Here is a 26521-nt window from a genome sequence, read left to right as displayed (position 1 = left end):
ATTCATTTCCCTAAGATGGACCAGATCACAGCTGCGATCTGTCGAGCAATCATTGGGGGAACAGCATTTCCAACCTGCACGAACTGCTGCGTCCTGTTTCCCAAAAAGAGGTAGTCGTCAGGGAAAGTTTGCAACCTAGCCGCTTCGCGGACAGTCAAGCTTCGACATTGGGATGGATCGTAGTGGATAAAGGCATGGCCGTCCTTGGAGAGATGGCTGGTGACAGTACTGGACGGGCGCCCTCTCAGTTGCGTCCGGAATCGATCCGCAAAACTCCCGGAAAACCAGTTGCCATGATCAGGAGCCAATTCAAGAGGAAACTCAGCGCTCGTAGGTGATATGCCATGGACCGCAGCAAATGCCGAGCTGAATAAGTAGCGCGCAAGATCGCTTTCCATGTGGCTCCGCGTTTCATGGTTCAGGAGAACATCTTGCTTCTTGGCATGAATCCCCTTCAATTGAACTGGCTCCTTGCCTGTGTACTGAGTTGAACTTCGATGCAGCGAAGGCAATCTTAGTGATTCCAGCTTTTCCCTCAGCTTCAAATCGCTCTTTCCAATTACCCGCTTAACAAGCTTGCACTGACGTCCGACAACTTCGCGCCACGCCTCTCCAGAGTCGAACTGGTCGCTCAATCCGCTACGTAGTCGCGGCAGGCCAACGAGAGCATCGGCGACTGTTATCTGCTCCTTCGGCATCGTCAACCCGGGAGCCGTCAGTGCCTTAGCCGCATGATCAACTCGTATTCCCATGATAATTACGCGATGGCGGGCCTGCGGAACCCCATGGTTTTCGCAGCGGATCACGAAATCCATAGGGTCTTTGGCAGCTGCCGACGAATCGCGCGAGTCGCCGTTGTTGAGGGCCACTGGCAATAGGAGGTACTCCGGCCGCACAGAACTTCTGGTAACCGAAGCCCCCAGCGCCGCGGCCGGATCCGATAGGTCCTGATGAATTTGCCGGAACATATCCCGGCCTCCGACAGTTGACGACAAGATTCCCTTCACGTTTTCCATGATGAAAGCGTCAGGGGAGTAGCTCGCTAATATCTCGAGGTACTCCCTGTAAAGGAAGTGCTTCTTATCGCCATGTAGCTTGAACGCTTCATCCTTGGCATTTCTTGCTCTGCCGACGATTGAGTAAGCCTGGCACGGGGGGCCGCCGATGACGACGAGTGCACCTCCCTTCCTTTTCGCCGATGCGACGCGCTGATGCAGAATTGCGTTGTGCTCGGGAAGACCGAGTGTCAACCTCAGTGCTTCACTCTCTGCCTGCTTCCACAGCGAGGAAAGAGGGCCCTCGCCAAAATGGGCGCTCGGAGACAGTTTGTCGGCAAGAGAAAACTGGCGAAGAAACTCCAGGTACTTTTTGGGGAGCCTCCCTTCGCTCTGGCTGAGCAGCCGATAGAATGCACGCAGGGTCAATGTAGCGTGGGCAGACGATTCCATCTCGGCAGAGACTTCGAGGCTGAACGGACGAACGCCTGGGCGGCACTCGAAGCTACTGAAGCCTTCGCCGAGACCGCCCGGGCCTGCGAAAATATCAATGATGCCGATGGAGCTGGAGCTGGATTTGCGGGCTGCAGACAAGATCTGGACTCAAATCATGGTTGACAAAATGAGCGCCGAAAAGCGCTCGGCTCTAATGTCGCGTATCCGAGGAAAGGACACGCTGCCTGAGATGGCGGTACGCAAGCGCCTCTGGCGGGAAGGTTTCCGATATCGCCTGCATCCCAAGGGACTCGCTGGAAGACCAGATCTCGTCCTCCCAAAGTGGGGAGCAGTTGTGTTCGTACATGGCTGCTTCTGGCATCGCCATAACGGATGCAGCTATTTCCGACTTCCCAAAACCCGCACAGCCTTCTGGGACGCAAAGCTTCAGCGCAATCGGGAACGCGATGCCTCTGCATTGAAGACACTGATAGACGCTGGCTGGCGACTTGCCGTGGTCTGGGAATGTGCCTTGCGGCGCGACGCAGATCACGTTGGAGAACTTCTCGCCACTTGGCTCACGATGCGCGACGACAGCATCGAGATCGAAGAGGCCGGATCCGAGGTTAAAGACCGGCCACTGATAGTTTCGGGTAGGTGAATCGCAATCGCCCACTATTCCCCCTTGGCGTCCCGGCGTCTTTTGCTCCAAGACTGAGCTGGTCCAGTCTCGCAGGATGATACCAAGTGTCATCACCCTTGCTATTGAGTCACCAGCACCTGCGCTTGAAATCCTTCTTGCGCCCGAATCAGGGTCAAACGACCTTTCCGATATGGTGGGCCCACCAGGATTCGAACCTGGAACCAAGGGATTATGAGTCCCCTGCTCTAACCGTTGAGCTATAGGCCCATTGCCTGCCGGCGTTGCGCCGGCGTGGGGCGGTCATGGTAGCGGGAGCGGGGGTGGGCGTCGACCTGGCGGGGCTGCCGCCGGGCCGGGATTTCGGCTTGGTGGCGCGGGTGACGTAGACTTTCCACCAACGCGCCGAGTGGTGGCGCTTGTGGATGAAGGGTGCGGCATGCGCGAGCTGATTGAGCGGTACCTGGCTGCCTATAACCGCATGGACGTCGACGGCATGCTGGCGACGATGCATCGCGAAGTGGTGTTTGAGAACTACACGGCCGGCGTGATGAGCGTGCGCACCCAGGGGGCCGATGAGTTGCGGCACCTGGCGTCGAGTTCGAGTTATCTGTTTTCCGCGCGGCGGCAGTTGATCCTGGCTTACGAGGAGCGGGATGGGACGGCGACGGCGCACATCCTGTTCGACGGGACGTTTGCAGTGGACCTGCCCAATGGGGTGCGCGCCGGGCAGTCGATTACGTTGAATGGGCGCAGTGAGTTTCGGGCGCGGGATGGGTTGTTGGTTTATATCGGGGATTACAGTGAGTGAGGGTTCACGGTGTGGGCCTGTGTGTTTGCGGGCCTAGAGCCAAAGTCACTGGATGACTCGCTGCGCTCGCCCCTTCGGGGCCGCCCCTACGGGCGTTCTGCGCTATGCGCAGTCCCGCTTGACCAGCCTACGGCTGTTGAAAAGCGCCTCGCGGGAATGACGGGCAAAAAGCGGGAACGGCGGGATTTAGCGCCTCGCCCGCTTAGGGGCTGAGGCCTGCCGAGCGGGTGTCGGCTATCAGGTGATCGGGTTCGGCGCGGCGTAGGAGTGCGTTGCGCCAGTGGGCCTGTTGCGCGGTGGTGGCGTCGATCAGCCATTGGGTTTTGTTGGCGACCAGGGCGGCTACGGGGACGCCGTCTTCGTAGAGGACGCGGGTGCCGGTGACGGCGGGGAGTTTGTTGCCGGCAAGGACGGTGCCGACCAGGTTGAGGGGGTCGGAGCCGCTGAGGCAGACGAGTTCGCCTTGCGGGTCTTGCTGGCGTACTGCGCGCAGGCGGGCGATGGCTTCGGGTAGGGCGAACTGTTCACCGACCAGGCCTTCCACGAAACGGCCGCCGCGGATTTCGCCGCGGGCTTCCAGGCGGTGGTAGACGCGCAGCAGTTCGCGCCAGCTGGGGAGCCAGGGGGCTTCGCGTTCGAGCAGCTTCCAGAAGACGACGCCGTAGCGGCGTAGGAGGGTGCGGGCGATGTGCTCTAGGGTTTCTGGGTCGGGTTTGCCGGCGCTGGCTGGGGGTTTCGCAAGATCCGCACCCTCATCCGTCCCTTCGGGCCACCTTCTCCCGGAGGAGAAGGAAGAGCTTGAACGCACCAGCGACCAGCGGCCGGCGTCTTCTACGCCGGTGAGCATGTGGCGGCGGAGGCGGCGGTGGCGGTGGGCGTCGCGTTTGGCGGCGGGGAGCAGCAGGGCGCGGAGGCCGGCGAAGCTGTCGGCGGTGATGCGGCCGGCGGCGACGAGTTCGCCCAGGGCGTCTTCCAGTTCGGTGCGCAGCAGGTGCGTGGCGTGCATCAGTTCGTCGAAGAACAAGGCGCCTTCGTCACGCAGGGTGTCGAGCACGGCCTGGGCGCGCGAGGACACCGGGGTGTCCTGCACTTCGCCTGCGTTCGCGGCGGTGCTGGCCCACACCGGGACGCTGCGGCGCGGCAGCAGCACGATGGGCGTGGCGCGCACGGGGCCGCTGCCACCGCCATTGCCGCTGCGCAGGCGGCTCCAGCTGATGCGGCCGGCGCGGCACAGGTCGTCCAGCCAGGTGATGGAGTAGTCGTCGATGCGCGCGGGCAGCACTTCGGTTTCCCAGGCGCCGGCCGCGGCTTCGTAGCCTTCGAGCTGGGTGAGCACGGCGGGCAGTGCATCGGGGCCGGTGAGGCGCGCGCCGGGCGCGGCGTGCTGCCATTCGAACAGGAAGCGCATGAGGTCGCGCCGGCTGACCGGTTCGATCTCGCGGCGCAGGCGGCCGATGGTGTAGCGGTGGATGCGCGCGAGCAGATGACGCTCGCACCATTCGATGTCCGGCGTGCCGGGCGTGAAGTGGCCCTGCATCACATAGCCTTCTGATTGCAGGCGCAGCAGGGTGAGGTCGATGTCGGTGGCGGGCACCTGCAGCGAGGCGGCGAGCTGCGGCACGGTGACGGGGCCGAGGCCGGTCAGGCGGCCGCGGACGAGTTCGAGCAGGGCGTCTTCGCGGGTCCAGGGTTGGGCGGCGTATTCGGCTGGGGCGGAGATGGGTGGGTGCAGGGGGGCGTCAGGGTGGAGGGATTGCCATTGGGGGAGTTTTTCGGCTGTGGTCCAAACGTTGGACTGGGGCAAGAGTGGCCCCTCACCCCGGCCCTCTCCCCGGAGGGGAGAGGGAGATAAGCGCGTCGCCCGATGGTTCTTGGCCAGGGTTTTAAGCCAGTCGTTCCAGCCTTCGTTGGTGTCGGCTTCTTGTTGGGTGATGCCGCCGAGGATGCCCAGGGCTTCGTGCATTTCGTCGGCGCTGCGGACTTGCGGCCAGGCTTCTTCGCGGACGGAGGCGATGGCGTCTTCGTCGAGGCGGCCGAGGTCGTCGGCGCTGTCTGCGTCGGTCCAGCGGCGGGATTGCACGGCCTGGGTGCGGCGTTCTTCCAGCGGGGCGTCGTCGAGGTAGGCGTAGGGCGCGGCGGTGAGTACTTCACCGGCAAGCGGGCTGGGTGCGGCAAGGTCGCGCGCGACGACGCGGATGGAGCCTTCTTCCAGCCCGCGCAGGATGTGCAGCAGGCCGTCGACGTCCATCGCTTCGCGCAGGCAGTCGTGCAGGGTCTGGTTGACCAGCGGGTGATCGGGAATCTCGCGCTCGCCCACGATGTTTTCCAGGCACGCCACCTGGTCGGGGAAAACGGTGGCGAGCAGGTCTTCGCTCTTCATGCGCTGCAGTTGCGGCGGCACCTTGCGGCCGCCCTGGAAGCGCGGCAAGGCGAGCGCGGTGGTGGCGTTCCAGCGCCAGCGCACGGGGAACAGCGGCGCATCGAGCAGCGCCTGCACCAGTACGTGCTCGGCGGTATTGGAGTGCAGGTAACGCGCCACTTCTTCCAGCGGGAAGCTATGGCTGGTGGAGAGCGACAGCACGATGGCGTCTTCAGTGGCGGCGGCCTGCAGTTCGAAGTTGAACTGGCGACAGAAGCGCTTGCGCAGCGCGAGGCCCCATGCGCGGTTGATGCGGCTGCCCCACGGCGTATGGATGATGAGCTGGGTGCCGCCGGATTCGTCGAAGAAGCGCTCGAACACGATGGTGTCCTGCGTGGGCAGCACGCCGAGCGAGGCCTTGGCGGCGCCCATATAATCGGCAAGCTGCTGCGCGGACGACTCGCTCATACCCAGCGTATGCATCAGCCAGTGCATGACGGTGGATACGCCGCCTTCGTCGAGTCGCGTGGCGATCTCTTCGCGCAGGCGCGATACGCCGTGCGACAGCTCGGCGGTGCGGCCGGGTGCTTCGCCTAGCCAGAACGGGATGTTCGGCGGCACGCCTTGCGCGTCTTCCACGCGCAGGCGATCGCGCTCCACGCGCTGGATGCGGTAGCTGCTATTGCCCAGCTGGAACACGTCGCCGGCCAGGCTTTCCACGGCGAAGTCTTCGTTGACCGTGCCGATGATGGTGGCCTGCGGTTCGAGCACGACGAGGTAGTCGGCCGTGTCGGGAATGGCGCCGCCGGAGGTGACGGCAGTGAGGCGTGCGCCGCGTCGTGCGCGCAGTTGTTTGTGCACGGCATCGCGATGGATGTACGCGGCACGTGCACCACGACGCGTGGTGAAGCCATCGGCCAGCATGCGCACGGTGGCGTCGAACTGCTCGCGCGTGAGTTGGCGATAGGGATAGGCGCGACGCAGCGTGTCGAACAGCGCGTCTTCGTTCCATTCCTGACAGGCCACTTCCGCGACGATCTGCTGGGCGAGTACGTCGAGCGGTTGCGGGGGCTGGATCAGGGTGTCGAGTTCGCCGCGGCGAACGCAGTCGAGCAGGGCCGTGCATTCGACGAGGTCGTCGCGCGTGGTGGGGAATAGGCGCGCTTTTGGCGTGCCATCCACGGCGTGACCGGAGCGGCCGGCGCGTTGCAGGAAGGCGGCGATGGAGCGTGGCGAGCCGAGTTGGCAGACCAGGTCGACGTCGCCGATGTCGATGCCGAGTTCCAGTGAGGCGGTGGCAACCAGCACCTTGAGGTCGCCGCGCTTGAGGCGTTGTTCGGCGTCGAGGCGTTGCTCCTTGGCGAGGCTGCCGTGGTGGGCGGCGACGGCTTCCTTCCCGAGGCGTTCGGAGAGATGGCGGGAGACGCGCTCGGCCATGCGGCGCGTGTTGACGAAGACGAGTGTGGTGCGATGGGTTTCGACGAGTTGGGCGAGTTGGTTGTAGACCAACTCCCAGCAGTCGTTGGACATCACGGATTCGAGTGGGACGGGTGGGACGGCGATGGCGAGGTCGCGCTCGCGGGTGTGGCCTACGTCGATGATGTTGACGTTGACGTTGCCCTTCCCCTTCTCCTTTGGGAGAAGGTGGCCCGAAGGGTCGGATGAGGGTGCGGGGCTTGCGGCTTCGGTTGTAAGAGCGGCGTTTCGCTTTGAACGGCCGGTGTCGCTAGATTGGCCCCTCACCCCAGCCCTCTCCCCGGAGGGGAGAGGGAGCGAGGCGTGTGACCCGACTAGAAAGCGGGCGACTTCTTCAATCGGCTTCTGCGTCGCCGACAAACCAATGCGCAGCAGCCTCCGCTGACACAACGACTCCAACCGCTCCAACGATAACGCCAGATGCGCACCACGCTTGCTCGACGCCAGCGCGTGAATCTCATCCACGATCACCGTACGCGTGCCCGACAACATGCGCCGACCCGATTCGGAGCCAAGCAGGATGTACAGCGACTCGGGTGTGGTCACCAGGATGTGCGGCGGTTGCTTGCGCATCCAGTTGCGTTCGGCTTGCGGTGTGTCGCCAGTGCGTACGGCCGTCCGAATGTCCACGTCGGGCAGGCCCATCGCGGCGAGTTGCGCGCGGATGCCTTCGAGTGGTGCTTCCAGGTTGATGCGGATGTCGTTGGACAGTGCCTTCAGCGGCGACACGTAGACGACCGAGGTGATGTCCTGCAGCGTGCCGTCGTTTTCCACGCCTTCGCGCACCAGCGTATCAATGGCGGCGAGAAAGGCGGTGAGTGTCTTGCCTGAACCTGTCGGGGCGGCCACCAGCGTGTGCTGGCCGGCTCGAATGGACGGCCAGGCGGCTTTTTGCGGTGCGGTGGGCGCGCTGAACGCGCCTTGGAACCAGGCCGCAACGGCGGGATGAAAATCGTGCAGTGGCATGGGTTTAGCCGTGACCGGCAGGCGGGTCCAGAGTAACCCGAGATGGGGCCCGTGGGCCCAAATGGCAACACCGTTCGAAATTATTCGCTTTCGCGTCGCACCATTTTTCGATGACAATGGCGTGACGCCGCCGTACGCCGAAGTATGTTTTTTGCGGCGCCTTTTTTTGCTTGCCGTTGCCTTCCAATTATCCGGGGATATTCCAATGACCGCCGCCAGCCCGACGCGCTTCGCCGTGCTTGCCCTTTCCATTGCCAGTGCCCTTGCCTTGGGTGCTGCTTCCTCCGCCAACGCACAGGACGCTACGGCACAACAGACCACGAACGCCAAGAACAGCAAGCCCGTTGAGCTGGCCACCGTGAACGTGACCGCTGAAAAGCGCGTCGAGAATCTGCAGAAGGTGCCGATCTCGATGACGGTGCTGACGCCGGCGCAGCTCGACAACTACGGCCAGTCCGGCGACACCGTGCTGCAGCTCGCCGGCCGTGCGCCGAGCGTGTACGCCGAAACCTCGTATGGCCGTGAGTTCCCGCGCTTCTACATCCGCGGCCTCGGCAACAGCGACTTCGACCTCAATGCGTCGCAGCCGGTGTCGATGGTGTACGACGACATCGTGCAGGAGAACCCGATCCTCAAGGGCTTCCCGCTGTTCGACCTGAACCAGGTGGAAGTGCTGCGCGGTCCGCAGGGCACCATGTTCGGCCGCAACTCGCCGGCCGGCGTGATCAAGTTCGATTCGGTGAAGCCGAGCCAGGACACAAGCGGCTACGCCCGCGTGTCGTACGGCAGCAAGGGCACGGCAAATGCTGAGGCCGCGCTCGGTGGTTCGCTGGGCGGCCACTGGTCGGGCCGCGTGTCGGCGCTGGCGCAGCATCGCGACGGCTGGATCGACAACGGCTACACCGGCGAGAAGGATGCGCTGGGTGGCTATAACGACCGCGCCATCCGCCTGCAGGCGATGTACGACAACGATGGATTCAACGCGCTGCTCAACGCGCACGCGCGCTGGCTGGACGGTAGCGCCATGGTGAACCGCGCGAACGCGATCCCGCTGGGCAGCGACAGCCTGGTACCGGGCTTCAACCGCGACGTGGTGTACCAGGACGGCCGCAACCGCCAGCACCTGTTCTCGTGGGGCAGCAACGCGCACCTCACCTGGAACCTGGGTGACTACACCTTCACCTCGATCACCGGTTTCGAGAAGGCCACCACGTACAGCCTGGGCGACGTGGACGGCGGCATCGCCATTCCGCTGAACCCGAGCCAGAACCAGTACGTCACGCCGTTCCCGTCCGAGACGGCCGATGCACTGCCGCACGACAACCAGATCACGCAGGAATTCCGCCTCGCCAGCAATCCGCAGGATCAGCTGAACTGGCAGGTGGGCGCGTACTACTTCTACGAAGACATCGCGATCGTCAACTACGACTACAACACGCTCAACAACCACGCGATGGACGGCTATGCGCAGCAGAGCCAAACCACGCGTGCGTGGGCGGGGTTCGGTTCGGTGGACTATCGCCTGACGGACGACTTCGACGTGCGCGCCGGTGCGCGTTACTCGCACGACTCGCGCGATTTCCACGTGGACCGCATCCTGTCGCCGATCGGCGCGGGCCCGCTGTCGCTGGGCGCCGATCCGCACGATGCGCGCTGGAGCGGCGACCTCACCGGTACGTGGACGCTCAACCCGAACGTCAACGTGTATGGCCGCATCGCCAATGGCTTCCGCGCACCCAGCGTGCAGGGCCGCGTGCTGTTTGCCGACTTCATCTCGCAGGCCAAGCCCGAGACGATCACCTCGTACGAGCTGGGCGTGAAGACCACGGGCATGGATAACCGCCTGCGCTTCAACGCGGACGTGTATGACTACACCATGCACAACCAGCAGCTCACTGCGGTGGGTGGCGACATCAATGTCACGCGCCTTATCAACGCGAAGAAGACGGAAGGCTACGGCGCCGAGTTCGACCTCGAAGCCTATGTCACGCCGAACTTCGTGCTCACCGCCGGCGGCAGCTACAACCACACCGAGCTGAAGGACCCGAACCTGGCCGTGGCCGTGTGCGGCGCCGGCTGCACGGTGCTCGACCCGCTCAATGCGCAAGGCAACGCGCTGGTGGACGGCAACCCGCTGCCCAACGCGCCCAAGTGGATCGGCAACATGACGGCGCGCTACGGCATCCCGTACGGCGAGAGCGGCGAGTTCTTCTTCTACACCGACTGGAGCTACCGCAGCGAGGTGAACTTCTTCCTGTACCAGTCGGAAGAGTTCCGCGGCAAGCCGATGCTCGAGGGTGGCGTGCGCGTGGGCTACAACTGGGATTTCGGCAAGCGCGAAATCGCCCTGTACGGCCGCAACATCACCAACAAGACCTACATCACGGGTGCGATCGACTTCAACAACCGCACCGCCTTCGTCAACGACCCGCGCATCCTGGGCGTGGAGTTCCGGGCCGACTTCTAAGCGGCACCGGCGACGAGGATCCCTGGAGGGGAGCGGCCTGGCCGCTCCCTTCTTTTTTGCGCCGCATGCTCCACGGCGCACCGGCTTGATGCAGAATCCTGATCTTTCCCGATAAGGCCATCGTGTGAACCACCCGGGCGACCACCGCGACGATGGGCAGCTGCTCACCATGCCCGATGGCCAGACGCTGTTCGTGCGCGACTGGCCGCACACGCGGGCGCATGACGCGGTGCTGATCGTCCACGGGCTGGGCGAGCACAGCGGCCGCTACGAGCGGCTGGCCCAGTGGTTCCATACCCGCGGTTACTCGGTGCGCTGCTACGACCAGCGCGGCCATGGCAAGACGCCCGGCACCCGCGGCAGCCTGAGCCATCCGGACGACCTGCTGGAAGACCTGGCCACGGTCTACAACGGCTACGCCGCCTCCCTTCCCCGCCCGCCGCTGCTGCTCGGCCACAGCATGGGCGGTCTGGTGGCCGCGCGAGCCGTGCTGGACCGACGCATCCGCCCGTCGGCGATGGTGCTGTCTTCGCCGGCCTTGCGGACCTGGGAATCGAAGTTCATGCAGCGCCTGGCCGGGGTACTGGCCAAGGTGACGCCGAACCTGCCGCTGCCGAACGGGCTGCCGTTCGACAAGCTCTCGCACGACACGCAAGTGGAACCGACCTATCGCGCCGACCCGCTGCGCCACGGCTGGATCACGCCTAGGCTGGCCGATTTCATCTTCCGCACCGGCGACACCACCATCGGCGACGCACCCCGGCTGGCCGTGCCCACCCTGCTGCTGGTGGCGGGTTCGGACAAGCTGGTGGATCCGTCGGGCAGCCGCGATTTCTCCGCCGCCGCCTGGGCCGGCAACCACCTCACCACCCGCTACTTCGACTCGCTGTACCACGAGCTGTTCAACGAGGCGGAGCCGGCAAGAAGCCAGGTGTTGAAGCAGATGGGCGACTGGTTGCAGAAGCGGGCGTAAGGCCCCTCATCCCTCTGCCTGTTGTAGGAGCGCACCCAGTGCGCGAAAAGCCTACGGAGCGGTGACGACGAGGCTCTGCGATCGCGCACTGGGTGCGCTCCTACAAGAGCGGGGCAGCCCCTAGTGGAGCCGGAAGTCTTCCGCCGTTGTGGGAGCGCACCCTGTGCGCGACAAACCTACGGCGCGGTGACGACGAGGCCCCGCAGTCGCCCACAGGGTGGGCTCCCACAAGAGCAGCACTGTCTTTCCCTGTAGGAGCGCACCCAGTGCGCGAAAAGCCTACGGAGTGGTAACGACGAGGCGCCGCGATCGCGCACTGGGTGCGCTCCTACAAGGAGATTGAGGAAGGGCCCTACAACCACTCCCGCTTACCGGTGAACACGATGGTAAGCCACTCCACACGGATATCACTACCGAGGCGATGCGCGATCTCGCTGCGCACTTCGTCAATCGCATCCATGGTACCCAGCGGGCGCGTCGGGTCGACCAGGATGTGGATGTCGATGAAACGCATGCGGCCCATCTTGGCGACGTAGCTGGAGAAATCGAGGTAGCCGCGTTCGTGCACCATCGCCTGCATTACTGCGCGTACGCGCTGGTCCAATGCGTCGGGCGCGAGTTGCAACACTTCGAGCAGGGCTTGCCACAGGCTGCTCAAGGGCAACGGCAACAGCACGATCACCAGCAACAACAGGATCGAGGAGTCGATGTAGCGGGTCCAATGATCGAGCGGGCCGCCCTTGATCACTGCGGCCAGCGCAAAGCCGATCAACACCGCGATGCTGATGCAACCACCGATCAACCAACCGCGCGCATCGAGCTGCACCAGCACCGAACCCAGCAGCTTCGACTGGCGATTCATCTGGTACGCCATGCCCATGCTCACCACGCCCATGACGGCCGCCCATGCAGCACCGAGGCCGAAGGCGAGTTCATGGCCGCCGGTGAGCAGATCGTGCAGCGCGGTGAAGGCGGCATAGCTGCAGATGGCGGTGAGCACGGTGGCGTTGAACACCACCATCAGCGGTTCCAGGTGCCAGTAGCCGAACTGGAAGCGCCGGCTGCCTTCGCTGGCCACCAGTCGCGACACCAGCAACGAACCGCCCGTCAGCACCACGTCAACCAGCGAGTAGAAGCCATCGAACGCAATCGCCTGCGAACGCATCAGCAGGCCGACGGCGACGCAGGCCACACCGACCACGAAGGTGACGACGATGGACAGGCGGAGCTGGCGTTGTTCGCGTGTGGTGTCCATGCAGTGCCAGCCCCTGGAGGTTCCCCGGTGCGGCGGGCGCGCCACGTGACAGTGGCTCATGGCCCGACGACTTTCCTGAGGATTATATGTGGCGATGTGCAGTCGATGCTTCGTGAATGCGTGGACGCATCGACCCATGCTCCCTTTTCACGTTTTGCTCCCATGGTGCGCGCCAGCATGACTTTTGCTTCCACGCGATTGCCCTGGGGAACGCCATGTCGAACAAGCCTAGCTCGCCGTCGCGTCGCGACTTCCTGCGGCAATCGATGGTAGCGGTGCCAGCCGTCAGCTTGCTGGGCGGCTCGGCCCTGGCGCAGTCACAAGGCAGTGCGGCACCAGCTGCAGGCGCGGCCTACTCGCCAAAGTATTTCAATGCGGCGGAGTGGGAATTCCTGCAGGCTGCGGTGGACCGGCTGATCCCTCCGAACGAGGACGGCCCCGGTGCAGTGGAAGCAGGCGTGCCCGAATTCATCGACCGCCAGATGGAAGACAGCTACGGCCACGGCGGCTACTGGTACATGCAGGGTCCGTTCGTGCCCGATGCAGCGCCGACGCTCGGCTACCAGCTGCGCTTCACGCCTCGCGACCTCTACCGCACCGCCATTGCCGCCGTCGACGACTGGTGCCAGAAGCAGCACAACAAGAAGTTCGCCGCGCTGTCGGCGGAAGAACGCGACGGCGTGCTGCACCAGCTGGAGAAGGGTGAGATCAAGCTGGACCAAGTGCCCGCGAACGCGTTCTTCACGCAGCTGCTGACCAATACCAAGGAAGGCTATTTCGCCGACCCGATGTACGGCGGCAACAAGCATATGGGCGCGTGGAAGATGATCGGCTTTCCCGGTGCGCGTGCCGACTATGCCGACTGGATCGTGCAGCCGGGCAAGGTCTACCCGTTTGGCCCCGTGTCCATCCAGGGAGACAAGACATGATCCGCATGAAACCGGTCGACGTGGTGATCGTCGGCTTCGGCTGGACCGGCGCGATCATGGGCATGGAACTCACCGAAGCCGGCCTCAATGTGCTTGCGCTGGAGCGCGGCACCTATCGCGACACCTCGCCCGATTTCACCTATCCGCACAATGCGGACGAACTGGCCTATGGCATTCGCGGTGACCTGTTCCAGCCGCTGGCGAAGGAAACCATCACCATCCGCCACGCGCTCACCGAAACGGCCGTGCCTTACCGGCAGTACGGCTCGTTCCTGCTCGGCAACAACGTGGGCGGCGCAGGCATCCATTGGAACGGCCAGCACTATCGTCCCTCGCCGGAAGACCTGGTGTTCGAGAGCCACAACCGGCAGCGCTATGGCTCGAAGTTCATGCCGGACGACATGCAGATCCAGGACTACGGCGTCACCTACGACGAACTGGAACCCTTCCTCGACCAGTTCGAATACCTGTGCGGCACCTCCGGCCGCGCGGGCAATCTCAATGGCGAGATCAAGGAAGGCGGCAATCCGTTCGAAGGCGCGCGCAAGCGCGAGTATCCGAACCCGCCGGTGGCCGACAACTACGGCGCCAAGCTGTTCGCCGATGCGGCGCGCTCGCGCGGCTACAAGCCGTTTCCGCAGCCCTCGTCGAACGCATCGCGGCCGTACACCAACCCGCACGGCGTACGCCTCGGGCCGTGCAACCTGTGTGGCTACTGCGAGCGCTTCGGCTGCTTCATGTACTCGAAGGCTTCGCCACAGACCACGATCCTGCCGGTGCTGATGCGCAAGCCGAACTTCACGCTGCGCACGCAGAGCCATGTCACCCGGATCAATCTCGACAACACCGGCAAGCGCGCCACCGGCGTCACCTATATCGACGCGCAGGGACAGCAAGTGGAGCAGCCGGCGGACCTGGTGATCGTCGCCGCGTTCCAGATGCACAACGTGCGCCTGATGCTGCTGTCGGGCATCGGCACGCCCTATGACCCGAACACCGGCAAGGGCGTGATCGGCAAGAACTACGCGTACCAGATGATGAGCAACGTCACCGTCTTCTACGACAAGGACGTGGCGATCAATCCCTTCATCGGCGCGGGCTCGGGCGGCAACCAGATCATCGACGAGTTCAATTCCGATCATTTCGACCACGGGCCGCACGGCTTTATCGGCGGTGGCTACATCCTTGGCGGACAGACCGGCGGCCGTCCGATCCAGCAATTGCTGCTGCCACCGGGCACGCCGGGCTGGGGCGAGAAGTGGAAGCGTGCGGCGAAGGACAGCTACCTGCACACCACAGGCGTGCAGTCGCACGGCTCGGTCATGGCGTATCGCGATCGCTATCTCGATCTCGACCCGACCTACAAGGACAGCTTCGGCCTGCCGCTGTTGCGCCTCACCTTCGACTGGCACGACAACGAATACAAGATGACGCGCTTCCTCACCGATCGCGCGCAGGAGATCGCCGATGCGATGAAGCCGCGCCAGACCTCGCAGACCATCCGCAAGGCTGGCGATCACTACGACGTGCGCCAGTACCAGACCACGCACACCACCGGCGGCGTGATCCAGGGCGCTTCGCCCGAGACCAGCGCACTCAACCGCTTCCAGCAGAGCTGGAACGTGCACAACGTGTTTGTCACCGGCGCGTCCGCGTTTCCGCAGAACCTCGGCTACAACCCCACCGGGCTCATCGGCGGCCTGACGTACATGTCGACCAAGGCCATTCGTGAGACCTACCTCAAGAATCCCGGCCCCCTGGTGCAGGCATGAACGCCCGCTCGCGTCGTCGCAAGGGTGGCGGCCTGATACGTGCCGTCGTGGTGATCGTCGTGCTGATCGCACTGGCGTGGCTGGCCACGCTGGTGTTTCGCGGCGGTGGCGGCAATGCCTCCGCCAGCGCACCGGCACCCAATGACGACCTGATCAAGCAGGGCGAATACGTCGCCCGCCTCGGCGATTGCGCGGCCTGCCACACCGCACCCGGCGGCAAGCCGTTCGCCGGCGGCCTGCCGATCGCCTCGCCGGTCGGCACCATCTACAGCACGAACATCACGCCCGATCCCACCACGGGCATCGGCCACTACACCTACGGCCAGTTCGAGCGCGCCGTGCGCCGTGGCATCGATGCGGAGGGCCACACGCTGTATCCGGCGATGCCCTACCCCTCGTACGCGAAGGCGAGTGACCAGGATATCCAGGCGCTGTACGCCTACCTGATGCACAAGGTGGCGCCGGTGGAGCAGGTCAATCACGCCGAAGGCATCCCGTGGCCGCTGTCGATGCGCTGGCCGCTCACCTATTGGCGCTGGTTGTTTGCCCCAAAGGTGTCCACCGTGGAAACCGCAGCGACCGGTGATGCGGCGCTGGCCCGGGGGCAATACCTGGTGGAAGGCCTGGGCCATTGCGGTGCCTGCCATACGCCGCGTGCCTTCACCCTGCAGGAGAAGGCGCTCACGCCCACCGACGGCACCGACTATCTCAGCGGCGGTGCCAACGACAACTGGGTCGCACCCAGCCTGCGCGGCGAACTGGCCAGCGGCCTGGGCAGCGTCAACGAGGAAGACATCGTGGCGCTGCTGAAGAACGGCCGCAGCGAGCGCAGCGCGGTATTCGGCGGCATGGGCGAAGTGATCGAGCACAGCACCCGCCACATGAGCGACGAGGATCTCGCCGCCATCGCGCACTTCCTCAAGACCCTGCCGCCCGCGCGGCAGGAGAACGCCATCACCTATGACGAGGCCACCCGCAAGGCGCTGACGAGTGGCAATGTCGGTGCGACGGGCGCGCAGCTGTACGTCGACAACTGCGCCACCTGCCATCGCACCGATGGACACGGCTACGGCGAGGTATTCCCCGCACTGGCCGGCAATCCCGTGCTCAATGGCCCTAGTGCGGATTCGGCCATCCGCCTCGTCTTGCACGGCGGCACCATGCCGGTGGGGCGTGACGCGCCCGCGCAGTTCAGCATGCCGGCGTTCCGCGACCGCCTGAGCGATCAGCAGATCGCCGAAATCCTCACCTTCGTGCGCGCCAGCTGGGGCAATCGCGGCGACGAGGTGCGGGCACCGGATGTGTCGCGGCTGCGCGACCTGCCACCCACGGGCCATCCGCTGATGACCGGCTACGATCCACGCGCCGCGATGCCCGCTGCCAAGCCATAACCCAACGGGCATCGGCGCACGTCGCTGCCGGTGCCTTGCGTGACGATGGCGATCGCTGCCTGCGCGGCCTGATAGACGGCCAAGCGGCGGCGTGGATGCATGGGCCCCGTGTGCCATTCGGTATCGAATGGTTAAAAAGCGGCGCGCGCTGCACCGCACCACTGGACGAATCCGCCCAAGGGAGTCACCCTTACTGTCTCCCCCGCTTCAGGATCGTCCATGAGAACGCCTTCCCGTGCCGCCGCCACGCTGCTCGCTGATCTTGGCGGCACCAACGTGCGATTCGCCCTGGCCGATCCGGGTCGCGCCGCGCCGCTGATGGACGACAGCGTGCGCCGTTACCGCGTGAAGGACCATTCCTCGCTGGCCGAAGCCATCCGCCAGTATTTCGAAGACACCGGCCACACCGTGTCGCGCGCCGTCATCGCGGCCGCTGGCCGTGTAAGCGAAGGCGAGACGGTCAAGGTCACCAACAATCCCTGGCTGGTCGCGGCGCATTCGCTGCAGGCAGAGCTGGGCATGGAGTCGGTGCACCTCGTCAACGATTTCGCCGCGCAGGCGATGGCGGTGCCGCTGCTTACGCACGACCAGCTTTCCTCGGTGGGTGGGCAGGCGATGCCCACGCTGGGCCAGCGCGAGCCGCAGACCTTCGTGGTGATGGGCCCGGGCACCGGCCTGGGCGTGGCGGGCCTGCTGCGCCGCGAAGGCAACTGGATCGTGCTCGAGACCGAGGGCGGTCACGCCGGCTTCGCCGCGCATACGGCGGAAGACGTGGAGATCCTGCATCGCCTCAACGATCGCTTCGGCCGCGTCTCCAACGAACGCATGATCTGCGGCAACGGCCTGGTGAACCTCTACCTCGCGCTCGCCGATATCGCCGGCCAGGTGGCCGAGGAATACTCGCCCGAGGACATCACGGCGCGCGCCGAGGCGGGCACCGATCCGCTGTGCGTGCGCACGGTGGAAACGCTGGCCGGCATCTTCGGCAGCGTCGCCGGTGATCTGGTGCTCAGCCTGGGTGGCTGGGACGGCGTGTACCTCACCGGCGGCGTGCTGCCCATCCTGTTGCCGTGGATCAAGCGTGGCGGTTTCCGCGAGCGTTTCGAGGCCAAGGGCCGTTTCCGCGAAACCATGGAACAGGTGCCCACGGTGGCGATGATGCATCCGGAACCCGGCCTGCTCGGCGCCGCCGCACTCGCGGTGCTCGACGCCGGCAAGCCGCTGGTCCCGGGCGGCTGACGCCACCGCCAGCCGCTGGCGCCAGTCACCGGTACTGGCGCGTCAGCGCGAACTTCGCATCACCTTGGCTGCGCTCGAGGAAGTAATCGAGCATGGCGCTGTCGGCGGCCTGCGCTGCCGGCAGCATGCGCTCCATGTCGATCGAACGCACGCCTTCCTGACCGCAACCAACACCTCGCTCCCTGCCGAGCTGCGGCTGCTCGACGTTGCAGGTCGATTGCACGATGCGGCCCTCGAACGTCAGCCGGCCACTCGCACCTTGTGCTCCCGCCGTGCCGATGCAGGCGGCCAATGCCACGAAAGCCAATACACGTTTGCGTGCCATGATCTTTCTCCGACTGAATGATCGTGTGTCGCGCGTGCCATTCGTCGAGTTCGCGGTCAGCGATGCGTCGTTTCCGGCGAATGAGCTCGGTCGACGCATGCAGCGTGCGCCTTGCGCATCACGCTGTCTGTCAGCTCGACCATGCGCCTACAGCGCGATGTGCTGCGAATCACATTGACGGGGAAGTGCCTGCGCGGGTGCTACTCTGTGGGCCCTTTTCGACCGGGCCCATTCGCCATGCCGCGCAGTGATACCGCCTTCCTGTTCGACCTCGACGGCACGCTGGTCGACAGCGTCTACCAGCACGTGCTGGCGTGGAAGGAAGCGCTGGATCGCGAAGGCGTGGAACTGTCGGTGTGGCGGATCCACCGCAAGATAGGCATGAGCGGCGGCCTGTTCGCCAACATGCTGCTGCGCGAAACCGGCATGGAGATCACCGAAGACCGCTTGATGCGCCTGCGCACCTGGCACGCCGAGGCATACAACCGGCAGGCCACGCAGGGCTCGGTGCGTCCGCTGCCCGGTGCGCGCGAATTGCTGGCGTTCCTCACCGAGGAAGAAATCCCCTGGGCGATCGCCACCAGCGGTCGCATGCAGACCGCCGCGCACAACCTCGAAGCGCTTGGTGTCGATCCATCGAAGGTGCCCGTGGTGACGCGCGACCAGGTGCGTTATGCCAAGCCCGATCCCGATCTGTTCATCACCGCCGCACAGCGACTTGGCGCGGACATCCACCACAGCCTGGTGGTGGGCGACAGCATCTGGGACATGCTCGCGGCACAGCGTGCACGCGCACTCGGCGTGGGCCTGTTGTCCGGCGGCTACGGCCAGGAAGAACTGGAAGATGCCGGCGCATTCCGTGTGTACGAAGATCCCGCCGATCTGCTCAAGCACATCGACGAAGTGGCTGCGCGACGTTAGCGCGAAGTAAAAACGCGAGCGATGCAGCGTCTTCATTCACGAAAGTGACACGCATGTCAGGCGCGATTCATCGCCACGCACGTGGTTGTTGTTAGTCTCGAGACTGATTCTGCAATCAGGAGGCCGACATGCGTCGATACCTCGCCCTGCTTCCTCTCGCGTTGCTCGCGGCATGCTCGCCGGCATCGCCGCCGCCCGATCAGAACCCGCCCAAGCCGCAGTCCGCGGAAAGCAGCAGCGCACCTGGCAACGCCACGTTGGGATCCATCCAATGGTACGCATGGGTGGATCAGCGCCTGCATGTGTCCGACGACGACGGTCACGGGCCGGATCGCGGTTCCGCCGAATGGAACCATGCCGTGCAGCGCAAGCTGGGGCAGGAAGCTCCGCAGTCGCCGCCGGGATCACCGCAATGGCAGCAGGCAGTGGATTCACTGCTGCGCACGCGACCGGCGATGTAAGACCCCTGCCCGGGCAATAGCAGCCACCGCCAGCAATTTCTTGCGCCAGGCTTGCGCGTCATTTATGTTGGCCCTGTCACTACGGGGGTAGCCTGATGATGCGCAATCGGAATGCCTGGGCGCTGTTGTCGCTGATCCTGCTGTCGACCGCTGGCCTCGCCAGCATCCGCACCGCCTCGGCGGCGGACGCCGACCAGGGACCGCCCATTTACTGCCCTGACGGGCTGGAGCGCCTGCTGCCAGGCGACTACTACGCCTGCCGCGCGCGCTACCACCTGCAGCGCAATAACCCGCAACAGGCGATCAGCATGCTGGAGCACGCCTCCTACTGGGCCAACAAGGACGCGCAGCACTCCCTGGGCCTGGCTTACAGCCAGGGTGACCTCCAGGGCACACCGATCGACAAGCCCTTGGGCCTCGCCTGGCTGGCACTGGCCGCCGAGCGCAAAAGCCGGGGCTTCATGCTCGACTACACCCGCGCACGTGCCAAATGCAGCGAGGACGAGATAGCCCGGGCCAACGAGCTGTACGTGCAACTGCTCGCCAAGTACGGCGACCACGTGGCCGGCAAGCGCGCCATGCGGCGCTTTGACCGTGAGGTTGAGCAGATCGACGTCGCCACCAACCACGGCGGCAGTGCCTATATCAGCGGATTTGCTCCCATGCCCCAGGCGGCCCTCACGCTTTCCAGGCAATTGCATGAGCAAGCCGACGACTACTTCCAGGGGCTGCATGGCACGGTGATGGTGGGCGAACTGACGCCGACGGCCGGACTGCCTGCTGGCGACGAACACAACTGAGTTGGTGAGCCGGGTCTGAGATTGCGCTGGCGATCGGGGCAGCGATTTGAGTGAGGCAGTGATGCGAGCGGATCGCTAGATTGACCCCTCACCCCAGCCCTCTCCCCAAGGGGGAGAGGGAGAAGTGTGGTGGTGACGCGATATCCAAGTGTTCGATCGAACTGTCTTAAGCCCTCTCCGCGACGGCGCGTTGCGGTGTAGCAGCTCCCTTCGAGGTAGCACGTTCCTGATTCGGCTTGCCGCAGTCACCCTACGCTTCTATCCCACATACCGCTATGAGCCCTGGCTCTCAAGGCCATTTTCTTTGGGTTACTTTTCTTTTGGGCCAGCAAAAGAAAAGTGACTCGAGCTCCGGCAGGAGATCGAAACGCCCGCCGCGTAGGCGGCACCCTGGCGGTAGCGCGTCAACCGAAGGCCGAGGCCCCAATTCGCGGTAACACCGAGCCTCAAGACCGAGGCGAAAGGCCGTCGCGCACAGGGTGCGCTCCCACAAAAACGCGGTGGACGTATGAAAACTGAGGTGCGGGGTTATCGCGCACTGGGTGCGCTCCTACAGGGGTAGGTTCGGCTTAGGAGCGGCGGCAACGTTTATCCAAACGTCCCTCGAACCGAAGGGCGAAGAGAAGCAGGACTCAACCCGGCGCCAACAACGCATCCAGGTCAGCCTGATCAAAGCTCAACCTCTCCCGCGTGCCACCACCCTCCAACACCGCCTCCGCCAGCTCCGCCTTGCGCGCCTTCAGCTCCTCGATGCGCTCCTCCACCGTGCCGCCGGTGATCAGGCGGAACACGAACACCGGCTTGTCCTGGCCGATGCGGTGCGCGCGATCGGAAGCCTGCGCTTCGGCGGCGGGGTTCCACCATGGGTCGTAGTGGATGACGGTGTCGGCGGCGGTGAGGTTGAGGCCCACGCCGCCGGCCTTCAGTGACAGCAGGAACAGCGGCGCTTCGCCTTCCTGGAACTGGCGCACCGGCTCGGCGCGGTCGCGCGTTTCACCGGTGAGCGTGACGTAGCGGATGCGGCGGCGATCCAGCTCGTGCGAGATGAGCTTGAGCATTTCGGTGAACTGCGAGAACAGCAGCACCTTGCGGCCTTCGGCGAGCAGCGCGGGCAACATGTCCATCAGCAATTCGAACTTGGCCGAATCGCGCACGCCACGGGCCGCTTCCAGTTTCACCAGGCGCGGATCGCAGCAGACCTGGCGCAGCTTCAGCAGCGCGTCGAGCACCACGATGCCGCTGTGCGCGATGCCGCGCTGCGCGATCACCTCGCGCAGTTCGTCCGCCAGCGACAGGCGCAGGCTTTCGTAGAGTTCGCGTTGGCGACCTTCCAGCACCACGCGGCGCGTGATCTCGGTCTTGGGCGGCAGCTCGTTCGCCACCTGCGACTTCGTGCGACGCAGGATGAACGGTGCGAGGCGACGGTTGAGGCGATCCTGGCAATCGGTGTCGCGATGACGCTCGATCGGAATGCGGTAGTGGCGGCGGAACGCGCCTTCGTCACCGAGCAGCCCGGGCACGGCGAGGTCGACCTGCGACCACAGCTCACCCAGATGGTTTTCCAGCGGCGTGCCGGTGAGGCAGACGCAGCGCGGTGCGCGCAGGCTCAGCACGGCACGACGTGCCTGCGTGCGCGGGTTCTTCACCTGCTGCGCTTCGTCCAGCACGATCAGCGCGAACGGCTGCTTGCGCAGCGTCACCACGTCGCGCGGCAGCAGCGCATAGCTGGTGAGCACAATGTCCTGTGCGCCCAGCTGGGAGAAATCGCCGCCGCGCTGCGGGCCGTGCAGCGCGAGCACACGCAGCGACGGCGCGAAGCGTGCGATTTCCGCCTGCCAGTTCGGAATCAGGCTGGTGGGCACCACGACCAGCGCCGGCTCGGTGAGCGCACCGCGCTCCTTCAGCGCCAGCAGGTGCGTGATGAGCTGCAGCGTCTTGCCCAGGCCCATGTCGTCGGCCAGCACGCCGCCGACACCGGCCTCCGCGAGCGCATTCAACCAGCGCAGGCCTTCACGCTGGTACGGGCGCAATTCGACAGTGAGGCCTTCGGGTACGGCATCGCTGGCGCGTTCGGCCGCATCGCGAAGACGCGCGGTGAAACCACGCAGTGCTTCCGGTGCGACCAGTTCGCCACCGCTGGGCAGTGCTTCGACCAGTTCTTCCAGTCGGCCGGCCTGCACGCGCGGCAGGTGCAGCTTGTGGCGCGGGCGTTCGAGGTATTCGGCCAGCGGCGCCAGCAGGCCGCGCAGCTCCTTCAGGCGCACGGGCACGCGGCGGCGCTCGTCCACCGGGGCGTACCACACGGCATCCTCGGGCTCGTTCGGCACCGGGCTCAGGTTCAACTGGTGATCGGCCAGCGCCTGCGCCACGGCGGGCAGCAGGTTGTGGCGCTTGCCTTCCAGTTCGATGCCGATTTCCAGGTCGAAGGCATGGTCGTCGGTGTCTTCCACCGCGTTGCCGTACCAGCGCACCGGGCCTTCCAGCACTTCGAACGGGAAGCTGGGCGCGTATTCGAGCAGGAAGCCTTCGCCCTCGAGCTTCGGACGCAGCGCGAGCCAGCGCGCCGGCGTGTTCACTTCGAGCGCACCCGCATAGCCCTTGCCCGGAAACAGCCAGGCGTCGTCGGGCAGCGTGTCGGCGAGATCCCAGGGCAGGCCTTCGGTATCCACGCCCGGCGTGAGGCCGGCGCGCTCGAGCTGCTCCATGGTGGACAGCTCTTCGGCGCGGCGACGGGTGATCTCCACCAGCTGGCCATTGCGCACACGCCGCACCAGCGGCTCGCCACCACGACCGGGCAGACGCTCGCCCGCGTAGTCGAAGGCGAGGCGCGCATAGGCCAGCGGCGGCGTACCAGCGGCGAGGCGCGCGTGACGGGTCAGCGCATGCAGGGTGAGCACGGGTTTGGGCGACAGTTCGGCGCGCCGCATCTCGCCGAGCACCTGCGGCAGCGGCAGGCGGTGCGAGAGGCGACTCTGCGGCAGCGCGGTGCGCAGGGTCTGGCTGTATTCGTGCTTCAGCGGCGGCAGGTCCAGCCACTGGGTCTCTTCCAGCGGCGCTTCCAGATGACCCATCTCGGCGCGCTCGGCGTCCAGGTACCACAGGGCATCGATGCGCAGCACGCGATGGTTGGTCGGCAGGCACGGCTGCAGGCGCTGGCTGCCGTCATTCTCCAGGTGCCACTGCCAGTTGAGCTGGTGCCCCTTGCCGCGCGACAGGCGCAGGCCGGCCAGGCCACCAAGGAAGCAGGGCGAGGTATCGAGGATTTCCGCCAGCAGCGCATCGCCGACATGGCCGGCGAGCCGCGCATAGCTGCGGCTCTTGCGCAGGCTCTGCGGCAGGCCGAGTACGGTGGCGGCCAGGCGCTGCTCGTGGGGTTCCAGCTGCTGCTGGCCGAGGTGCTTGCTGTCCAGCGGCGACGGACGCACGAAGCGCCCCTGTTCGGCCACGGTCAGCAGTACGGGCGCGACATCCACGTGTGCGTAGGACGCCCCCTCCTCCGGCACCACCTCGAGGAAGAAGCCGAGCACGCCGCGTTCCTGCGGCGCCGCGCCTGCCTGCGAGGCGAGCAGCTTCCGCCAGACACCGGGCAGCGCCGCATCGCCGCTGTCGCTGCGTGACTGGGTCTGACGATCGTGCCGTTTATCGTCCGGTGACTGCATGCGCGGTCCGCTAGGGCGACCAAAAGATTCAGCTTAGCAAGGCTATTGCACGTGTGCGCGTCTCAACGCCCGGTTTTTTCATACCGGGCGTTCAGAGTCGAAGGGCAACACGTTGGGACCGAACTTACGCGGCGGGCGTGAACAGGCCCTTGGGGTATTCCGGCTTCTGCTCGCGGCTCATGAGCATCTTGAGGCCTTCGCCCGGGGTGACCTCGCCATGCAGCACGGCGCGCACGCCACTGCTGATGGGCAGGTCCAGGCCGTGCTTGGTGGCCAGGCGCATCACTTCATCGGCGGTGAGCACGCTTTCGACCACCTGGCCGATCTCGCGCACTGCCTCATCGATGGCCTTGCCGCGACCCAGTGCGAGACCCAGGCGACGGTTGCGCGACAGGTCACCGGTACAGGTCAGCACCAGGTCGCCCAGGCCGGCGAGGCCCATCAGGGTCTCCGGTCGGGCGCCGAGGGCCACGCCCAGGCGCAGCATCTCGTTCATGCCGCGGGTGATCAGGCCGGCACGGGCATTGAGGCCCAGGTCCATGCCGTCAGCGACGCCAGTGGCGACCGCCAGCACGTTCTTCATCGCGCCACCAAGCTCGGCACCCAGCACATCGCTGCCGGAATACGCGCGGAAGTTCGGCGCGTGCAGCAACAGGGCCATCTCATGGGCGAAGGCAGCGTCGTCCGAATGCACGGTGACGGCGCTCGGCATGCCGGAGGCCACTTCCTTGGCGAACGACGGACCGGTGACCACCGCCGCCGCACGACCCGGGAAGCGTTCGGCCACCAGTTCGTGCAGGAAACGGCCGGTGCCCGGCTCGAAGCCCTTGGTGGCCCAGGCGATGCGCGCATTGGACTCCAGCCACGGGGCGATCTCCTCCAGGATGGAGGCGAACGCATGGCTGGGCACCACGATCAACACGACCTCGGCGCCACGCAGTGCGGCGGCGAGGTCAGGCTCGTAAGTCAGCTCGGAAGGCAGCTCGACGTCGGGCAGGTAGCGCTGGTTGCGACGGGTTTGCGCCATCGCTGCCAGCGCAGGGGCATCACGCCCCCACAGCCGGGTCGGTACTTGATTGCGGGCGGCCAAGGCCGCCAGCGCGGTGCCCCACGAGCCGGCACCCAGGACGGCAAGGGTCGGACGCTCAACCATGAGCTTGGCCCTTGCGGATCAGCTGTTGAGCGTCGGGGCGGCGCTGCCGCTGAGGATGCGGCGCTGCTGTTCGGCATACAGCGCATCGAAATTGATCGGCTGCAGCAGGAACGGCGGGAAGCCGCCCTCGAGCACCAGCGACGACAGCATCTGGCGCGCATACGGGAACAGCAGGTTCGGGCAGTAGCTGCTGAGGATGCCGGCCAGGTCTTCCTCGGCGAAACCGGCGATGCCGAATACGCCGGCCTGGTGCACTTCGGCCAGATAAGCCGTGCGCTCGCCCAGGGTGCAGGTCAGGGTCAGGCTGAGCACGACTTCATACATGTCGTTGCCCAGGTCCACCGACTTCTGGCCGAGGTTCAGCTGCACCTGCGGCTGCTGCTCGGTCTCGCCCACCTCCTGGAAGATCTGCGGCGCGTTGGGTGCCTCGAAGGAGACGTCCTTCACATAGATCTTCTGCAGCACGAGCTGCGGCGCGTTGGCCTGGCCGTTGGCGGCGACGTCTGCCATGGGGTATTCCTCTTCGAAAAGTGTGCTGTACGTGAAAACGCAAAGAGTTTGATTCTTTCACACATCCCCGCGGGCCGCCATGCGGACAGGTGCCCGATTGAGCAAAACTTGCGCACAGCGCTGTTTCTGGGGGAGAATACGCGGCTCGACCATGCCGACCCGACTCTTCGGGCACCCCCGCAACGCGATGCGGGCCTTACGGCAGACGCGAAAAGCTCCATCTCCAGCATCGCGTGGCGCTTGCGCCGCTGGGCCGATGCCGCCCTGGCTAACGGGGGGCAAACGCGCCCCAGGGCGCCCTACAGGAGGTCATCATGGCCCGTATTTGCCAAGTCACCGGAAAGGGTGTGCAGACTGGTAACAACGTCTCGCACGCTAACAACAAGACCCGCCGCCGCTGGTTGCCGAACCTGCACGAGCGCCGCTTCTGGGTCCCGAGCGAAAACCGCTGGGTGAAGCTGCGCGTTTCCAACCACGCCCTGCGCACGATCGACAAGAACGGCATCGAGTCCGTCCTCGCCGACCTGCGTGCCCGCGGCGAAAAGATCTGAGGATTGAGCCATGGCTAACAGCAAGCAAGACAAGATCCGCCTGATCTCTTCGGCCGGCACCGGCCACTTCTACACCACGCAGAAGAACAAGAAGAACACCCCGGAAAAGTTCGAGTTCAAGAAGTACGATCCGGTGGTTCGCAAGCACGTGATCTACAAGGAAGGCAAGATCAAGTGAACAACGGTCCACGCGCCTAGCGCGTGGCTTACCGTTGTTCACCCCTGCGAACGCAGGGGTCCAGCGACTTGTGCCTTACCAACAAAAAGCCCGCCGCAAGGCGGGTTTTTTGTTGCCCATGTTCTGCACCCCGTCATTCCGGCGCAGACCGGCGACGCCCTGATAACAGCCGGAGGCTGGTCATCCAGTTACCGCCACAACGTGCTCTTGGCGACAACGCCAGTCGCCGGCTGTCGTATCGCGAAATCCGGCCAC

At 65.1% G+C, this 26521-nt stretch carries 20 protein-coding genes and 1 tRNA gene; 13 read left to right on the top strand and 8 right to left on the bottom strand.

Translation table 11 applies throughout. The features are described from left to right. Positions 1-2 precede the first annotated feature (2 nt). Complete coding sequence (locus EPB08_RS00820; protein ID WP_130617168.1) at positions 3-1589, bottom strand: DNA cytosine methyltransferase; 1587 nt, start codon at positions 1587-1589, stop codon at positions 3-5. Between EPB08_RS00820 and EPB08_RS00815 the strand changes: the two genes are divergently transcribed. Further along, a complete protein-coding gene (locus EPB08_RS00815; RefSeq protein WP_229238164.1) occupies positions 1555-2091 on the top strand; it encodes a very short patch repair endonuclease in 537 nt (178 codons plus the stop codon). The genes EPB08_RS00820 and EPB08_RS00815 overlap by 35 nt on opposite strands. 173 nt (positions 2092-2264) lie before the next feature. On the opposite strand, the gene EPB08_RS00810 is transcribed toward EPB08_RS00815, so the two are convergent. Further along, positions 2265-2340 (bottom strand) — tRNA-Ile (locus EPB08_RS00810). 169 nt (positions 2341-2509) lie between these two features. Here EPB08_RS00810 and EPB08_RS00805 point away from each other — a divergent pair. Further along, entirely contained in the window at positions 2510-2881 is a 372-nt protein-coding gene (locus tag EPB08_RS00805) for a nuclear transport factor 2 family protein (protein ID WP_130617167.1), read from the top strand. A gap of 202 nt (positions 2882-3083) precedes the next feature. Here the strand turns inward: EPB08_RS00805 and EPB08_RS00800 are convergent, their stop codons facing one another. Beyond that, a complete protein-coding gene (locus tag EPB08_RS00800; protein ID WP_130617166.1) occupies positions 3084-7682 on the bottom strand; it encodes a DEAD/DEAH box helicase in 4599 nt (1532 codons plus the stop codon). Positions 7683-7887: 205 nt separating this feature from the next. Here EPB08_RS00800 and EPB08_RS00795 point away from each other — a divergent pair, with 205 nt between their 5' ends. Continuing rightward, positions 7888-10149 carry a TonB-dependent receptor gene (locus EPB08_RS00795; protein WP_130617165.1) on the top strand — a complete coding sequence of 754 codons (2262 nt, stop codon included), beginning with the start codon at positions 7888-7890 and terminating at the stop codon, positions 10147-10149. 124 nt (positions 10150-10273) lie between these two features. Then, positions 10274-11122 (top strand): alpha/beta hydrolase, encoded by an 849-nt coding sequence (locus EPB08_RS00790; RefSeq protein ID WP_229238163.1) that lies wholly within the window; start codon positions 10274-10276, stop codon positions 11120-11122. 352 nt (positions 11123-11474) lie between these two features. Here EPB08_RS00790 and EPB08_RS00785 read toward each other — a convergent pair whose 3' ends face one another. Continuing rightward, positions 11475-12377 carry a cation diffusion facilitator family transporter gene (locus EPB08_RS00785; protein WP_130617164.1) on the bottom strand — a complete coding sequence of 301 codons (903 nt, stop codon included), beginning with the start codon at positions 12375-12377 and terminating at the stop codon, positions 11475-11477. Positions 12378-12592: 215 nt separating this feature from the next. Between EPB08_RS00785 and EPB08_RS00780 the strand changes: the two genes are divergently transcribed. The 4 genes from EPB08_RS00780 (at position 12593) to glk (ending at position 17708) form a co-directional block, all read left to right on the top strand. Continuing rightward, on the top strand, positions 12593-13306 hold the full coding sequence (locus tag EPB08_RS00780) for a gluconate 2-dehydrogenase subunit 3 family protein (protein WP_130617163.1): 714 nt from the start codon (positions 12593-12595) through the stop codon (positions 13304-13306). Further along, the gene (locus tag EPB08_RS00775; protein WP_130617162.1) at positions 13303-15078 is read left to right on the top strand and encodes a GMC family oxidoreductase; all 1776 of its coding nucleotides are present in this window, start codon (positions 13303-13305) and stop codon (positions 15076-15078) included. The genes EPB08_RS00780 and EPB08_RS00775 overlap by 4 nt, the downstream gene beginning before the upstream one ends. Then, positions 15075-16469 carry a c-type cytochrome gene (locus EPB08_RS00770; RefSeq protein WP_130617161.1) on the top strand — a complete coding sequence of 465 codons (1395 nt, stop codon included), beginning with the start codon at positions 15075-15077 and terminating at the stop codon, positions 16467-16469. Before EPB08_RS00775 ends, EPB08_RS00770 begins: the two co-directional genes overlap by 4 nt. A gap of 219 nt (positions 16470-16688) precedes the next feature. Beyond that, positions 16689-17708 (top strand): glucokinase, encoded by a 1020-nt coding sequence (gene glk, locus EPB08_RS00765; protein WP_130617160.1) that lies wholly within the window; start codon positions 16689-16691, stop codon positions 17706-17708. A 25-nt stretch (positions 17709-17733) separates the two neighbouring features. On the opposite strand, the gene EPB08_RS00760 is transcribed toward glk, so the two are convergent. Beyond that, positions 17734-18033: a type 1 fimbrial protein gene (locus EPB08_RS00760; RefSeq protein ID WP_130617159.1), complete on the bottom strand. Its 300-nt coding sequence runs from the start codon at positions 18031-18033 to the stop codon at positions 17734-17736. A 237-nt stretch (positions 18034-18270) separates the two neighbouring features. On the opposite strand from EPB08_RS00760, the gene EPB08_RS00755 reads away from it, so the two are divergent. The 3 genes from EPB08_RS00755 (at position 18271) to EPB08_RS00745 (ending at position 20215) form a co-directional block, all read left to right on the top strand. Further along, on the top strand, positions 18271-18954 hold the full coding sequence (locus tag EPB08_RS00755; protein WP_130617158.1) for an HAD family hydrolase: 684 nt from the start codon (positions 18271-18273) through the stop codon (positions 18952-18954). Positions 18955-19082: 128 nt separating this feature from the next. Then, positions 19083-19415 (top strand): hypothetical protein, encoded by a 333-nt coding sequence (locus EPB08_RS00750; protein WP_130617157.1) that lies wholly within the window; start codon positions 19083-19085, stop codon positions 19413-19415. A gap of 95 nt (positions 19416-19510) precedes the next feature. Beyond that, the gene (locus EPB08_RS00745; protein WP_130617156.1) at positions 19511-20215 is read left to right on the top strand and encodes a hypothetical protein; all 705 of its coding nucleotides are present in this window, start codon (positions 19511-19513) and stop codon (positions 20213-20215) included. Between the two features lie 632 nt (positions 20216-20847). Here EPB08_RS00745 and EPB08_RS00740 read toward each other — a convergent pair. The 3 genes from EPB08_RS00740 to secB form a co-directional block, all read right to left on the bottom strand. After that, positions 20848-23874, bottom strand: a complete 3027-nt coding sequence (locus EPB08_RS00740; RefSeq protein ID WP_130617155.1) for a DEAD/DEAH box helicase — start codon at positions 23872-23874, stop codon at positions 20848-20850. Between the two features lie 124 nt (positions 23875-23998). Next, positions 23999-25027, bottom strand: coding sequence for an NAD(P)H-dependent glycerol-3-phosphate dehydrogenase (locus EPB08_RS00735; RefSeq protein ID WP_130617154.1), 1029 nt, complete (start codon positions 25025-25027; stop codon positions 23999-24001). Between the two features lie 18 nt (positions 25028-25045). Beyond that, the gene (gene secB, locus EPB08_RS00730; protein ID WP_130617153.1) at positions 25046-25537 is read right to left on the bottom strand and encodes a protein-export chaperone SecB; all 492 of its coding nucleotides are present in this window, start codon (positions 25535-25537) and stop codon (positions 25046-25048) included. A 314-nt stretch (positions 25538-25851) separates the two neighbouring features. Here secB and rpmB point away from each other — a divergent pair, with 314 nt between their 5' ends. Then, positions 25852-26088, top strand: coding sequence for a 50S ribosomal protein L28 (rpmB, locus tag EPB08_RS00725; RefSeq protein ID WP_109127083.1), 237 nt, complete (start codon positions 25852-25854; stop codon positions 26086-26088). Between the two features lie 10 nt (positions 26089-26098). Further along, on the top strand, positions 26099-26266 hold the full coding sequence (rpmG, locus tag EPB08_RS00720; RefSeq protein ID WP_008211962.1) for a 50S ribosomal protein L33: 168 nt from the start codon (positions 26099-26101) through the stop codon (positions 26264-26266). The last annotated feature ends 255 nt before the right edge of the window (positions 26267-26521 follow it).

This window comes from Dyella amyloliquefaciens (assembly GCF_004296575.1).
Classification (GTDB): Bacteria; Pseudomonadota; Gammaproteobacteria; order Xanthomonadales; family Rhodanobacteraceae; genus Dyella; species Dyella amyloliquefaciens.
Note: the sequence above shows the minus strand (reverse complement) of the source record. Positions and strands in the feature narration are given on the sequence as shown.

Coding starts and splice junctions, on each gene's coding strand:
- EPB08_RS00815 (WP_229238164.1), top strand. CDS start 1,555: ATGGAGCTGGAGCTGGATTTGCGGGCTGCAGACAAGATCTGGACTCAA.
- EPB08_RS00805 (WP_130617167.1), top strand. CDS start 2,510: ATGCGCGAGCTGATTGAGCGGTACCTGGCTGCCTATAACCGCATGGAC.
- EPB08_RS00800 (WP_130617166.1), bottom strand. CDS start 7,682: ATGCCACTGCACGATTTTCATCCCGCCGTTGCGGCCTGGTTCCAAGGC.
- EPB08_RS00795 (WP_130617165.1), top strand. CDS start 7,888: ATGACCGCCGCCAGCCCGACGCGCTTCGCCGTGCTTGCCCTTTCCATT.
- EPB08_RS00785 (WP_130617164.1), bottom strand. CDS start 12,377: ATGGACACCACACGCGAACAACGCCAGCTCCGCCTGTCCATCGTCGTC.
- EPB08_RS00780 (WP_130617163.1), top strand. CDS start 12,593: ATGTCGAACAAGCCTAGCTCGCCGTCGCGTCGCGACTTCCTGCGGCAA.
- EPB08_RS00775 (WP_130617162.1), top strand. CDS start 13,303: ATGATCCGCATGAAACCGGTCGACGTGGTGATCGTCGGCTTCGGCTGG.
- EPB08_RS00770 (WP_130617161.1), top strand. CDS start 15,075: ATGAACGCCCGCTCGCGTCGTCGCAAGGGTGGCGGCCTGATACGTGCC.
- glk (WP_130617160.1), top strand. CDS start 16,689: ATGAGAACGCCTTCCCGTGCCGCCGCCACGCTGCTCGCTGATCTTGGC.
- EPB08_RS00760 (WP_130617159.1), bottom strand. CDS start 18,033: ATGGCACGCAAACGTGTATTGGCTTTCGTGGCATTGGCCGCCTGCATC.
- EPB08_RS00755 (WP_130617158.1), top strand. CDS start 18,271: ATGCCGCGCAGTGATACCGCCTTCCTGTTCGACCTCGACGGCACGCTG.
- EPB08_RS00750 (WP_130617157.1), top strand. CDS start 19,083: ATGCGTCGATACCTCGCCCTGCTTCCTCTCGCGTTGCTCGCGGCATGC.
- EPB08_RS00745 (WP_130617156.1), top strand. CDS start 19,511: ATGATGCGCAATCGGAATGCCTGGGCGCTGTTGTCGCTGATCCTGCTG.
- EPB08_RS00740 (WP_130617155.1), bottom strand. CDS start 23,874: ATGCAGTCACCGGACGATAAACGGCACGATCGTCAGACCCAGTCACGC.
- EPB08_RS00735 (WP_130617154.1), bottom strand. CDS start 25,027: ATGGTTGAGCGTCCGACCCTTGCCGTCCTGGGTGCCGGCTCGTGGGGC.
- secB (WP_130617153.1), bottom strand. CDS start 25,537: ATGGCAGACGTCGCCGCCAACGGCCAGGCCAACGCGCCGCAGCTCGTG.
- rpmB (WP_109127083.1), top strand. CDS start 25,852: ATGGCCCGTATTTGCCAAGTCACCGGAAAGGGTGTGCAGACTGGTAAC.
- rpmG (WP_008211962.1), top strand. CDS start 26,099: ATGGCTAACAGCAAGCAAGACAAGATCCGCCTGATCTCTTCGGCCGGC.